This window comes from Chitinophaga arvensicola, from assembly GCF_900110835.1.
Lineage (GTDB): Bacteria > Bacteroidota > Bacteroidia > Chitinophagales > Chitinophagaceae > Chitinophaga > Chitinophaga arvensicola.
Genome location: NZ_FOJG01000001.1, coordinates 2,745,063 through 2,758,273, shown reverse-complemented (window position 1 = coordinate 2,758,273; position 13,211 = coordinate 2,745,063). Strand labels below are relative to the sequence as shown.

Below are 13,211 nucleotides of genomic sequence, written 5' to 3'. Positions count from 1 at the left end.
AAATTTACCTACATGAAAACAGACCAGTCTGTATATATCAGATCTACTTACATCAATCCATGGATCTCTCTGGCAGTCATCCTGCTCGCGCCATTAATTACGGTGATCGATGTATTTATCGTAAACATCAGCACACCGGCCATTAAAAATTACTTTCACAGCTCAGACGCCGCCCTGGAGCTGGTGCTGGCCTCTTACCTGCTGGGATATTCCGTGTTCCTCATCACCGGCAGCCGCACCGGTGATTACTTCGGGAAGAAAAAGGTGTTTATCGCCGGACTGGCGGCATTCACTATTACCTCCGCCATGTGCGGTTTTGCCACTTCTATGGAAATGTTGATCGTTTCCAGGCTGCTGCAAGGCGTAGCCGCCGCCTTCACCGTGCCTCAAACGATTACCCTGATCCAGCTGAATTTCCAGTCGCCCGCCGACCGCGACAAAGCCTATGGCCTCTATGGCATGGCACTCGGCACAGGCGCCACGCTCGGACAATTCCTTGGTGGTTACTTCATTTCATCTCACCTGATCACCGACAGCTGGCGGCTGATTTTCCTCGTAAATCTGCCCTTTGGGATTATTGCGATGCTGCTGGCGTATTTCTTTGTACAGGAATCCGGGCAGAATAAAGCCACCCGTTTTGATGTGCCGGGCATCATTATACTTACATTGGCGCTGTCGCTCCTGATCTACCCTATCATACAGGGCACAGAACTCGGCTGGCCCGCCTGGACTGTCGTGATGCTGGCAGTGGCATTTGTGTTGCTGGGAATATTTATTGCCTGGCAATATTGGCTCGGAAAACGGCAACGCGATCCGCTGGTACCCCTAGAACTCTTTCGCATCAGCAGTTTCAATACCGGTATCGTCAGCGTGCTGTTTTTCTTTGGGGTAAATACTTCCTACATTTTTATAGTAGCCCTTTACTTCCAGAACGGCTTTCACATGCAACCCTTTACCGCAGGAAATTATTTTGTGATGCAAACCATTCCATTTTTACTGGCGTCTCTCTGGTCCATCAAAAATGCAGCAAAATATGGCATCCGCCTGTTGCAGGTAGCCTGTATCCTGATGATCCTTTCTTTTATCCTGCAACTAGTATTCTTCCGGGGAAATGTGGCGACGCCCTCTGATATTCTTCCCTGCCTGATCATCTATGGCAGTGGCTCCGGTTTATTGATGCCTTCCCTGTTGAAAGTAGCGATGTGGGATATGCCGCCCGCAAAAGCAGGAGCAGCCAGTGGAGTATATTCTACCGTGCAACAATTTGCCTCCGCATTGGGCGTAAGTATCCTGGGAGGAATTTTCCTTTACCTGGCCCGTAGCTCCGGCAACTTTTACCTGGCTTACAAAACCGCCCTGTTCTGTATGATGGGTTATCTGCTGATTGTGATGGTAGTATTAAACCGTGTTAAGCGGTAATCATTGGTTTTTCTTTTTTATAAGTAGCGAGGTAGATGATCAACGCGATGGTGATCAAAGCAATACCAGCCACACAAACGCCATTCCATTGCGCAAAAGACCATACCCATAAACCGATACCAGATCCAAGCGAGGTGCCGATAAAACTGGTGGTCATAAACACCGTGTTCAAACGGTTCCTCGCTTCGGGCATCAGCGTATAAATCCGTGTTTGATTGGACACATGGATACCCTGTAAACCGAGGTCGATCGCAATAATTCCTACGATCATACCGATGATATTGGCTTTGAAGAGATAGAATAAAAAGTAGCCGAGAAATAAAAAGATGATGCCATAACCGATCGCAATACGCGGGTTCTTTTTATCGGCGATACGTCCTACCAATGGCGCGCCCAAAGCGCCCGCAGCGGCGGCAAGACCCATTAAACCAATCTGTTCGCTTGTATATCTGAAAGGAGCATCCGATAATAAAAATACCACGGTTGTCCAGAACATCCCGAACATCGCAAAACAACAGGCGTTGATAGCTGATGCCTCTCTTAATACCGGTTGTTCTTTGATGAGTGTTAACAACGACTTCATCAGATCACCATAAGTACCTTTAAAATTAGGTTTGCTGGAAGGAAAAGTAGCAATCATGATTACCGCCAGCAAGGCGCTGATACCCGCTGCAATCCAGAACATCGCTCTCCAGCCGAAATGATGGCCGACAATACCACTCAGCGTGCGGGATAATAAAATTCCTACCAGCAGGCCGCTCATGATAGTACCAATTACCTTACCACGACTCGCCGGATCAGACAGGTTGGCCGCCAGCGGCAGAATCAGCTGCGGTACTACGGAAGAGAATCCGATCAGCAGCCCCGTGACCTTCAGCATTGTTATATTGACAGACTTGGCCGCCGCCACCAGGGCTACTACAGACATCAGCGTCATGATCACGATCTGTCTTTTTCGCTCCAGTTTATCTCCCAGCGGCACGCAGAATAACAGCCCCAGCGCATATCCTACCTGTGTAAAAAAGGTAACCTGGCCGGCATTGCTTTCTGTAACCCCAAACTCCTCACTCATCAATACCAGCAAGGGCTGGCTATAATAGATATTGGCAACAATCAACCCTGTACAAAGGGCCATTATCATGATATTCCACCTGCTAAGCGCCATAAAACTGATTTATTTTTCCTGCGGTGCAAAGATACTAATTCGCTTTTATGAGCGGGCTTTTATCGGAAAGCGGTAAATTTGTCTGACTATTCAGTCACCGATAAAAGCTAACCGGTATGTTTACAAGCATCAATCCATTTACACAGGAAACCATTGCCGAATACACGCCACATACACCGGCAGAAATAGACGAAAAGTTAGCACTGGGGCATAAAGCTTACCGGGAATTATTATCTGTTCCGCTGGAACAGCGCCGCCAGTGGATGATGCAGGTAGCACAATCCATGAAAGATAACGTGGACGAACATGCTGCATTGATCACACAGGAAATGGGCAAAACCCTGAAAGAAGCCAGGGCTGAAGTATTGAAATGTGCCACTTCAGCAGAGTATTATGCAGAAAACATCACAGAGATGTTGCAACATAAACCAATCCGTTCCGACGCCTATAAAAGTTATGTATCATACGAACCAAAAGGAATCATCCTGGCCATCATGCCCTGGAACTTTCCCTACTGGCAAGTATTCCGCTTTGCGATTCCGAATATACTCGCCGGCAACACCGGTATTTTAAAACACGCCAGCAACGTAAGCGGCTGTGCATTAGCGATCGAAAAAATATTTTCTCAAAGCAATTTTCCCGCCGGTACTTTCCAGTCGCTGCTGGTGTCTTCAAAAGATATAGAACCTGTCATCGCAGATCCGCGTGTACAAGGCGTTACCTTAACCGGTAGCACACCTGCCGGTAAAAGTGTAGCTGCGCTTGCGGGCAAACATATCAAGAAAACCGTGCTGGAACTGGGTGGCAGCGATCCTTTTATTGTTTTGAAAGATGCAGACCTGGAAGCAGCCGCCAAAACAGCGGTCCAGGGACGTATGCAGAACGCCGGCCAGTCGTGCATTGCAGCCAAACGCTGGATTGTGGAAAAAGAAATAGTACCCGCATTTACCGCAGAAGTAAAACGTATTCTCGAACAACTGAAACAGGGCGATCCCACACAGGACGACACACAAATGGGTCCTATGGCCCGTCCCGACCTGGCAGAAGAACTGGCCAAACAATTACAGGATACGATCAGCCAGGGCGCCAGACTGGAGTTGGGTGGCACGCATGAAGGCTGTAACTTTGCACCTACCCTGCTTACCGGGGTGACCAACAAAATGACTGCTTTTAAAGAAGAAACTTTTGGTCCGCTGGCCGTTATCATAGAAGCCGCCAACGAAACCGAGGCTATCGCACTCGCCAACGAAACCGAGTTTGGCCTGGGCGCAGCCCTGTGGACCAGCGATCTTGATAAAGCAGCCAGACTGGCCACACAGATAGACAGCGGCAATGTATTCATTAACGCCATGGTCCGTTCGGATGCACGCCTGCCTTTTGGCGGCGTAAAACAATCGGGCTACGGACGCGAATTATCACTGGAAGGCACACACGAATTTTTGAATGTAAAGACGGTATATATACAACAATAAGCAATGACCACCTCTCTGAAACGCGACCGCTACACTCCCTATATCAATTTCACCCGCAAGGAATGGGCAGAAACCAGCGGCGATGCCATGTTGCAACTACAGGACTACGACCTGGAAGCATTGCATGGTATGAACGAACCACTTACACAGGAAGAAATCACACAGGTATATCTTCCACTGGCACACCTGCTGAACCTGTATGTAACGGCTTCCCAGCAGCTGCATACCGCTACCAGCAGCTTCCTCAGCAGCCAGGCACATAAAGTGCCTTATATCATCGGCATCGCAGGAAGTGTGGCCGTAGGAAAAAGTACCACCGCCAGGGTACTGCAAAAATTATTACAGGCATGGCCCAATCATCCACGGGTAGACCTGGTCACAACAGATGGCTTCTTGTATCCTAACAAGGTGCTGGAAGCAAATAATATCATGAACCGGAAGGGCTTCCCCGAAAGCTATGATATCAAAAGACTGATCCATTTCCTCGCAGATGTAAAATCCGGCAAAGAAAGAGTGGCAGCGCCTTTATATTCCCACCTGGAATATGATATTCTCCAGGGTCAGTTACAATGGATAGAACAGCCGGATATTGTGATCGTGGAAGGCGTGAATGTGTTGCAGGTGCGTCATCGCCAGCAACAAAAAGATCCTGCCGTTTTCGTATCCGATTTCTTCGACTTTAGTATCTATGTAGATGCCGCTGAAAAAGATATCCGCAAATGGTACATTGCCCGCTTTGAATCCCTGCGCAGAACAGCGTTTCAGAGCCCGGAATCTTTCTTTCACCGCTATGCCCATCTCTCCGATACCGCCACCATTGAACTGGCCACACAGATCTGGGACGATATCAACAAACCTAACCTGGAGCAAAATATTGCGCCCACCCGCTACCGTGCCAGCCTGATCCTGGAAAAAGGACATCACCATTTTGTGCAATCCATTCAACTGAGAAAAACCTGAGTGGAAGGTAAACTACTGATCAGACAACAGCTGCAGGCTTTGCTGCAAGAACCATTGGTCCATTGGGAACAGTTCGAAGCAATCCTGCAGCCGGTTGCATTCTCTGCGGGAGATCATCTCTCAGAAGCAGGAAAAACCGCCAATGCCATCTACTATGTGGAAACAGGTATTGTGAGGGTGTACACCATTCACGATGGCAAAGACATCAGTATGGACTTTGCTTTCCCCAATAGTTTTTCCACCTCCTACGCTTCTTTCATTACACAAAAACCGGCTGCTGTAAATCTGCAGGCTATCACACCGGTAAGCGGCTACGCCTGCCATTACGCAGATTTGCATAAGCTGTATCAGGATTCTCATCAATCTGAAAAAATAGGACGGCTCATCGCCGAACAGCAATACCTGCGTAAATACCACCGCGAATTGTCGTTTCTGCGCTATTCCGCGCAGGAGAGATACGCACAACTCCTGGAGGAATATCCCGAAGTCATCAAACACATTCCCATTAAACAGATTGCTTCTTACCTGGGTATTGAGCCGGAAAGCCTGAGCCGTATCCGCAAAAAGATTAACTAACATTTGTCAATTTTTTTGCCCCGGGAGATGCAGACCTTTGTGTTGACAAAAAATCTCCGATATGGCATTCTTTTCCGGCTTATGCAGCATTGGCCTTTTATTACTGGCTATTGGCCACCTTTTCCACATTCCCTTCTTACAGCAACTGACTACGGATGCCCGTATAGCCGCCGCCGTGATGTTCCTGCTGATCGGCGCCATGCACCTCGTGAAGCCCCGCAAACTCACTTATATGATTGACGGGCTGGTTCCCTTCCCTCATTTCATGATTCTGTTTACCGGTGTGCTGGAAATCATACTGGGCGCAGGTTTACTCTTTCCTGCCATACAATATTATGCCGGATGGGGACTGATACTGTTACTGATCGCTATGTTTCCCGCCAACATCCGCGTAGCAGTGAAGCAGTTACCGGCTCCCGGCGGCCTGCCGTCAAAACCCTGGTATACCTGGAGCCGCCTGCTGTTTCAGCCGCTTTATATTTTATGGATATGGTGGTGCATCAATTAATCGATAACTTTATATCAGCACAAAAATGTAACCCATGCGCATACAATATTTACGCAATGCCACATTGCTGATAGAATGGAATAATAAAAATATACTGGTAGACCCCATGCTGGGTGTTAAAGACAGCCTCGATCCTGTTCCCAATGCAGCCAATACCATCCGCAATCCGATGACAGAGCTGCCACTCGATGATGCCGCGCTAAAAGAGCTGTTATCCTCCCTGGATGCCATTATCGTTACACACCGTCACCGCGACCACTGGGATGTTACCGCGCAAGCGATACTACCCAAAAGTATTCCGCTGTTTTGTCAACCGGAAGATGAATCTGCGATCAGAGAGCAGGCTTTTACGCAGGTGATCCCTGTTATTACAAATGTTACCTGGGAGAACATCCTCATCTCACGTACCGGCGGACAACACGGCACCGGAGAAATCGGTAAAATGATGGCGCCCGTTTCCGGCTTTGTACTCCAGGAAGGAAACACGACCTTATACATCGCCGGAGATACCATCTGGTGTGAAGAAGTAGCCGCTGCGCTGGATACCTATCAACCGGATTATGTAGTGGTAAATGCAGGCGCTGCACAGTTCCTCCAGGGAGATCCCATTACCATGACAGCGGCAGATGTCATTAAAACCATCCGGCATCCGGCTGCAGCAAAAGTAATCGCCGTGCATATGGGGGCTATCAATCACTGTTATCTTACCAGACAACAATTAAGAGAAGCAGTGGCAGCAGAAAACCTGACAGCCATTATTCCGGAACAGGGAGAATGGATCACGCTTTCCTGAGTTTTTTTGCACCACAAACCTAGGCCAGGATTTCCGCGCAAAAAAATATCGCATGAAATGCGCATACAAAGTGTGTTGCATTTCGCATAAAATAAAAAAGGGCTGTCACCTCACGGTAACAGCCCTTCTGCATAATGTCAGGAGTTATTACACCCACTCATTAACATGTTTTGCATTACCCATGCTAATTTCACGGGCTGAAATGGTAAAGGAAATTACCATTGGATTTTTGTTTTCGTAGTCGAAAGACTCTTCAAACTTCACCAGGTACCCTTCTTTGAATTCCAGGGTTTTCAGTTTGGAATCAGTGTCTCTTTTCATGAAAGTAATGGTACCATCTTTTCTTTCAAAGTTGTTTACCATCCACTCGAAAAGGTCTGTTTTTCCGGTAGATTCTACGGTCAGCTTAATACGACCACCACGGGTGATGGCAGAAGGGCGACCGGTTGCATCTACTTCTTGTGTGAGATCGTAGGCGACGTGCTGTACGTTGTACTCGTTTCCGCCTGTCTGAAATTTTGCTTTGAAGGACATGTCGGGTTAATTTTTAAGGTTACAATAAAGAAAAAATAATTAGGATTTATTTATTTATGATTTATAAGCCTCAAATATAGGATGAAAATTTCAATAGTTAAGAGTCCTAACAAATAATTATTATTCCAATATTTATTGAATTAATATAGCCCTGAAAGTTAGTGAGCGCGGCTGTTTATCAACATCATCTGCCGGCAATTATCCAGGTCCCGGCTCTTACTTTCCAGCTTTACATTCAGATCCGCTACCTGTTCTTTCAGCCCTGCAATACTTTGTTGCGCATTCTGCAATTCCCGCAGTTGTTGCTTGGTTTGCTGCAGCGATAAACAGTTCTGTACAATGTTATCATACAAGCCATAATGCGTAACGGCATCTTTCGGAATAGAGTTACGCATTTCTGCGAGGGATGCCGCGATCACCTGGTCCATATAATTGGCATTCTGGTTAGGCAGATTGATAGAATCCAGGTTGTGCTTTACTTTATCCAGCTTCTGCAGAAAATCTGCCTGAAAAGCCTGCTCCTCCCGGAAAGAGCTTAGTTCCTTCCTGAGTGAGGCATTCTCTCTTGCCGGTACCTGGTAATTAAAAAAAACAGCCAATACGAAAAGGCCTACTGTTACAATAAAAAATAACAGGAACCATATAAAGGAAACACTTCTTTCCTGCCTGTTTAATACTTGCATACTGCGGATCGTTTTTTGAAATTAAATTATCTTGTGATGACCTATTTTATGAAAGAGCAACGAGCCCGTTATTGATTTATCGCTGGTCTCTTCCTGAGTTTAATTGCACGTCAGGCATTACTGGTTAACATAGCGCTGCAAGCGTATCACATTTTCTCTACAACACCGTACGCCTCCCCTGCATTACAGCTCAGCACCTTTAACACCCGAAGCTCTGCGCCTCCATTAATCCGTAAAAAACCAGCGTTTCGTTTTGTGCTTCCGCAGGTACTCTGCATCTTCTGCTGATTCTTCTTTCACAAAAATATTGCTGTCCTGCTTGCGTCCGATATAATCCAGTCTGCTCAGGCTTTCAAACAGTTTATTCACAGCTCTTACAAAAGGAATCATGGGTTGAAGGCACTCTCTTACATCCAGGTGTTTATACCGGATGTTCGCGCAATTGATCATGAGATTTTCCAGTTCCCCCTGCCGCAGTTCGCACCATTCCGACAGATAGTTCAACAACTCCTCTTTGCCGGCGCCGGCGCGCTGATCGATGGCGTTCTTCATCGTGCGGGCCAGTCCTGCAATGATTTCCAGCATTTGTGCAGGAGGCTGCTGCAACGCCAGCCATCTGAACTGCGTAATGCGTGTACTCAGGAACTGCACCATTTTCTCCGTGATATACAACACCACCAATGCAAGATCATTCTGCTGATTTCTGCCATAAATTTTTTGCACAATATGCACGCCGTACAATTCCATCTGCCCGAGAAACTGATCCAGCTCATGAAACAGGTCTACCAATGCAGGATGCGCGCTCACAATGCTGCAGGGAGGAATGTAATCGTCGTCCATCTGCGGACGGCCATCAGACACCGTAATGCGACCCAGCACCATCTGGTAACTACCTAGCTGTCCTGATGGTAATTGTGAAGCAGGTGCGATATACAAACTATATTCAGGAGTAGCATAAGGCAATCTGGGCGGATCTTCATCCAGCAACGGCTCTCCACTTGGCTGACGGTTAAATGGATTTACCTGTATCAACACATAGTAAGTACTTTCTGTATGCTGTGGATCCCAGGTATAGGTCGCTTCGGGAAAGGTAGTCGCATATTTCAGTGAATGCACGGTATGCTCGGGAATCTCTATACGGCCGCCACCGGGGGTAACCGCGCGTGCTTCCGTTAATTTGATGCGCCACTGCTGTTGATTATCGCTTACAAACCAGCATCGCAGGGATTCTTTCTGATCTCCTTTGGGAGGTAACAAACCATAATTGAGTGCGTGTACACTACAGGCCAGTGCATCCCTGATCTGATCCAGCAACGCATTTTCCGTATCTATAAAATGCTGCTTCTTTATCTTCATTCCATCCACCCAGTTAACGGGAAAATGCTTCAGCGGTTCTGCCATATTTCTGCTTTTAGGATAACATAATTCTGTTGCAAATGATGACACTGTTTTCTTTGATGCCATTCATAAACACAGCCTTGTGAGGGTCCAGTGTTTTAGCGCCACCAAACCAACGTGGTTTCAGGTGAAACACCCAACCATAAGGTTGTCCGGCAGGGTCCACAAAATCAATCGGGGTATTCGGGTAACGGTCATTATAGTCATTGATGAAGTGATAGAACAGGTCGCCCAAATCCATTTTAATGGGTGTACGGGCGCGGAAATAAGTGCGGTTATTATCTGCCGGGCCTTTTTCCATTTCAAGCCCGATTACAATCAGGTCGCGCATTTCTTCTTCATTCACTTCCGGCATATCTTTATACACGGGATACTGCCACCATTTGTGCACCTTTGCAGGTATGGCCATCATCTTCTCAAAAGTCTTATACACAAAGGTGGGTAGTACAAAGGAAAACATACTGGTCAGCATCGGATAATACAGGAAAGTATCCTTATCCAGGAAGCGGTTGACCAGCACAAAACCCGCGCCCCCAAACAGCCAGATAGCCAGTATAAAAGCCAGTTCAGATACCAGGGTAGTTTCATTGGCCCAGAAACGGGTATACATAAAATGGCAATGCACGATCCCTAATCCCAGGAACCATACTTCGTAAAAAAGATATTGGTTCATCAGGTTCTGATGAGTAAACAGAAAAGGGATAGAACTGATGACGGCGAATACCAGCACCATACACAGGATATACAATAATGCCTTTTTCTTATACAGGTTGAAATTCTTAATATACCTGCCTAGCAAAGCCACTATAAAAGAGCCTATAGCCATAGCGCCAGCCAGCATGATATAAAACTTAGCAGTGTATCTCATAGTTCAGTTGATATGTCAAGGTTTTTCGGGTTTGGGTACTAACATTCATTTGTGTTTTTCAGACAGTTCTTCTTAGCAAAAATAATTCCATGTGTTCCCTTCTCTGGGGTTCAGGCAAAAAAATAATCCGGTTTCAGAGAAAAAAATTATAGCCCATAATTCCTTGCTCAGGCTGCTTGTCGGACAGGGTTACTTTTTTGTCGCCCGCAGCGGGTAACAGCACCGTATTAATTTCCACATCTACCGGAAACAGATAACCATAGCAGGTTTCCAGCAACTTCCCGAATGGCTGCCAGGGCAGATAATCGTATATGCGCTGCCGTTTAACCGGACCGATGCTGACCGTCAACGTGGGCATATCGGTATAGCTTTCCGTTCCCACCATCGCATCTACTCCCAACGCGCATTCCCCAAGTGGCACACCGTTTCCCGTCCTCACCATTTTAGGCGTACGGTCCCAGGTAATGACCACCGTTTCTTCCAGGATCTGCTCCATGCAAAGCTGCACCAGCGTTGTATTACCGGCTATCCGGTGAACATGGGGCAACAGCTTTACCAGCCGGTTCACCGCTGCCAGGGGCAACCCTGACGACAGCTCCCAGAACGCATGAAACAACTGATCTGTATCTTTTCCAAACACATCAAACAACAGGTGTTTCTCGCGTTGCTCCAGGTATACCCGTTGCAGAAAGAACTCGTTTTCAAGGGGCTGAAAAAAACGTCGCGCCTGCTGTTGTTGCTGTTGTTGCTTTTTATAGCGCGCCACCATGGAAGCTACCCCGTTCTGCCGGGCGGAAGGTTCCTGCTTGAATTCATGAAACACCCCCTGCGGCAAGCGGTCATAGATCCCATCCCTGGAAAGAAAAAAATTGATGAATGGCTGGTAAGGCTGGCTGTCGTCCAGTTTCACCTGGGTAATATCCGTGGCAAAAGAACGGGTAAATACGTTCTGTAACTGCACTACCACCTCTTCTTCCCGCACGTGGTTATCCAGTAATTCCCCCACCACCACTTCTGCCCTGACGTCGTAGGGCAAAGCATTGACGTGTTCAATCACTTCTTCCAGCACCGCAGCCTTCTGCGCATTATTTACCATGAGGTCTGAATTTAGGTTTTTCTGATCCTGCTATTATGTTAGCATAACTATCTTTCGTCTATGGTTCCGGGCTAACAACTCAGCAACAAAAATAGGGGTTTGATTTTATTATTATGAATAATTATGGCTTAAATTTTGAACACGGAAAAAAAATTTTTAACCCGCATTATCTTTGGCAATTTATCTAAAAAAAATACTAAAATTGTAAAAACCTGAAAAACCGATGGCCCCCCGTAAACCCGAAAATGAACGCAAGGTAAATTCATTCAGACCTTTTGGAAAAATTGCCAGTCACGTTGACCCCATGGTGCTCTGGACGTTCCTAGGACTCCTTCTCATCAGCGGCGCACTGCTCGCTTTTCAACTCGACGGACGGGAAGATTGCAGCAATACAGATATAAAACTAAGTCATATTCAAAACACTAACAGTAAAGCATATGCCGTAGGAGAAGTCATTACATTTAACGCAGCCACAACCGGTTCAAAGCAGGCAGCTTACTCCTGGGAATTTGGCGACTCCAGTGCCAAAGCTACCGGTAAGCAGGTGTATCATTCTTTTAATAAAGCAGGCAGCTACATCATCACGCTGAGCTCCGGTAAATGTACATGGACCAAAGAAGTACTGGTAACCATGAATACACCATCTGCAGCCGGCAACCAGCCGGATATATTCCCGGTTATTGATGGCCCCGCTGAAGCTTTCGCAGGCAGACCTGTGGTTTTCCGCAATAGTACCCCTTCTGCGAAAAGCTGGACCTGGCGGTTATTGCAGGATAATGCGGAAGCCCACTCCGGTTCATCTGTCAGCTATACCTTCTCCACTCCGGGAGAAAGAACCCTGTCACTCATCATCAACGGCGACAGTAGTCACATGGTGTTAAAACATATCACCGTGTTCGCCGCAAGACCTGCCGCTGCACCGGAAATACCCGAACCCGCCTTTAACCCGGCGCCATTACCTGCACCCGTTCCTGAAACACCGGTAAAAAAAGAAGAGCCACGCCCTTCTATCTCCGATGATGAATTTAAATATATGCTTACCCAGGTGACACTGAAACAAAAAACAGCGACCGATTTCGCGCAGTATCTCTGTAATAACCTCAGTGCCCGGGTAGTACTCAACACCAGCGATGTAGATAACTTCGCCCATTTCTGCTCACGGATCTACGGAAAGAAAAAATTCAAGATCGAAAGAGTTAACCTCGCGAAAGATGAGAAAGGATGCGTAAAAGAAATCCTCATCATGTACGACCGTAAAAAATTCATGGGCATCTTTTAAACTGAGATCATGAAAGGAAAATATTATCAGTTACCGATCGACTTCTCCCTGCTGCTCCAGAAAAAAGATATGCCGGCCATTTCGCTGGAAGATTCTATCGCGCAGCATATCCACCTGCTCATTACTACCGTATTGGGAGAAAACAAGGATGATCCCCAATATGGCTGCCAGTGGTGGGACAGCGACTTTGATATCAAAGCTTCCAACAATGAAGTAAAAGAACAGATAGAAAATGCTGTAAAAGCGTCTATCACCCGGTATGAAAAAAGACTCTCCCAAATAAAGGTGGTAGCCGCCGTAAACCAGGAAGAGCTCCTGCTGCCGGCCACCCGTAAAATGAAAAAGAAAATCCGGGTAACCGTATCCGGTACCGTCACAAAAAATAATCATCCCTTTCAATACAGCAGCTTCTTTTATATCAGCCCGCTGTCGTATGATTGATCATTTGTTTATTAACCAC

14 protein-coding genes are annotated in these 13,211 nt (G+C 46.8%); 8 read left to right on the top strand and 6 right to left on the bottom strand.

The window, feature by feature from the left end:
* Positions 1-12: 12 nt before the first annotated feature.
* Positions 13-1,419 carry an MFS transporter gene (locus tag BMW79_RS11475; RefSeq protein WP_089894802.1) on the top strand — a complete coding sequence of 469 codons (1,407 nt, stop codon included), beginning with the start codon at positions 13-15 and terminating at the stop codon, positions 1,417-1,419.
* On the opposite strand, the gene BMW79_RS11470 is transcribed toward BMW79_RS11475, so the two are convergent.
* Positions 1,409-2,584 (bottom strand): MFS transporter, encoded by a 1,176-nt coding sequence (locus BMW79_RS11470; protein ID WP_089894800.1) that lies wholly within the window; start codon positions 2,582-2,584, stop codon positions 1,409-1,411. The genes BMW79_RS11475 and BMW79_RS11470 overlap by 11 nt on opposite strands.
* 116 nt (positions 2,585-2,700) lie before the next feature.
* Here BMW79_RS11470 and BMW79_RS11465 point away from each other — a divergent pair, with 116 nt between their 5' ends.
* The 5 genes from BMW79_RS11465 (at position 2,701) to BMW79_RS11445 (ending at position 6,893) form a co-directional block, all read left to right on the top strand.
* Complete coding sequence (locus BMW79_RS11465; RefSeq protein WP_089894798.1) at positions 2,701-4,056, top strand: NAD-dependent succinate-semialdehyde dehydrogenase; 1,356 nt, start codon at positions 2,701-2,703, stop codon at positions 4,054-4,056.
* Positions 4,057-4,059: 3 nt separating this feature from the next.
* A complete protein-coding gene (gene coaA / locus BMW79_RS11460; protein WP_089894797.1) occupies positions 4,060-5,016 on the top strand; it encodes a type I pantothenate kinase in 957 nt (318 codons plus the stop codon).
* Positions 5,017-5,592, top strand: a complete 576-nt coding sequence (locus BMW79_RS11455; RefSeq protein ID WP_089894795.1) for a Crp/Fnr family transcriptional regulator — start codon at positions 5,017-5,019, stop codon at positions 5,590-5,592. It begins immediately after the preceding gene.
* Positions 5,593-5,653: 61 nt separating this feature from the next.
* Entirely contained in the window at positions 5,654-6,100 is a 447-nt protein-coding gene (locus BMW79_RS11450; protein ID WP_089894794.1) for a DoxX family protein, read from the top strand.
* Positions 6,101-6,134: 34 nt separating this feature from the next.
* Positions 6,135-6,893: an MBL fold metallo-hydrolase gene (locus BMW79_RS11445; protein ID WP_089894792.1), complete on the top strand. Its 759-nt coding sequence runs from the start codon at positions 6,135-6,137 to the stop codon at positions 6,891-6,893.
* A 147-nt stretch (positions 6,894-7,040) separates the two neighbouring features.
* Here BMW79_RS11445 and tssD read toward each other — a convergent pair whose 3' ends face one another.
* The 5 genes from tssD to BMW79_RS11420 form a co-directional block, all read right to left on the bottom strand.
* A complete protein-coding gene (gene tssD / locus BMW79_RS11440; protein ID WP_089894790.1) occupies positions 7,041-7,427 on the bottom strand; it encodes a type VI secretion system tube protein TssD in 387 nt (128 codons plus the stop codon).
* Between the two features lie 158 nt (positions 7,428-7,585).
* Entirely contained in the window at positions 7,586-8,110 is a 525-nt protein-coding gene (gene tssO, locus BMW79_RS11435) for a type VI secretion system TssO (RefSeq protein ID WP_089894788.1), read from the bottom strand.
* Positions 8,111-8,335: 225 nt separating this feature from the next.
* Complete coding sequence (locus BMW79_RS11430) at positions 8,336-9,511, bottom strand: hypothetical protein (protein WP_089894786.1); 1,176 nt, start codon at positions 9,509-9,511, stop codon at positions 8,336-8,338.
* A gap of 10 nt (positions 9,512-9,521) precedes the next feature.
* Positions 9,522-10,376 (bottom strand): TssN family type VI secretion system protein, encoded by an 855-nt coding sequence (locus BMW79_RS11425; RefSeq protein ID WP_089894784.1) that lies wholly within the window; start codon positions 10,374-10,376, stop codon positions 9,522-9,524.
* A gap of 133 nt (positions 10,377-10,509) precedes the next feature.
* The gene (locus BMW79_RS11420; RefSeq protein ID WP_089894778.1) at positions 10,510-11,472 is read right to left on the bottom strand and encodes a hypothetical protein; all 963 of its coding nucleotides are present in this window, start codon (positions 11,470-11,472) and stop codon (positions 10,510-10,512) included.
* 223 nt (positions 11,473-11,695) lie between these two features.
* On the opposite strand from BMW79_RS11420, the gene BMW79_RS11415 reads away from it, so the two are divergent.
* Together BMW79_RS11415 and BMW79_RS11410 are read left to right on the top strand one after the other, a co-directional pair.
* Positions 11,696-12,751, top strand: a complete 1,056-nt coding sequence (locus BMW79_RS11415) for a PKD domain-containing protein (RefSeq protein ID WP_089894776.1) — start codon at positions 11,696-11,698, stop codon at positions 12,749-12,751.
* Positions 12,752-12,760: 9 nt separating this feature from the next.
* Positions 12,761-13,192, top strand: coding sequence for a GPW/gp25 family protein (locus BMW79_RS11410; protein ID WP_089894773.1), 432 nt, complete (start codon positions 12,761-12,763; stop codon positions 13,190-13,192).
* The last annotated feature ends 19 nt before the right edge of the window (positions 13,193-13,211 follow it).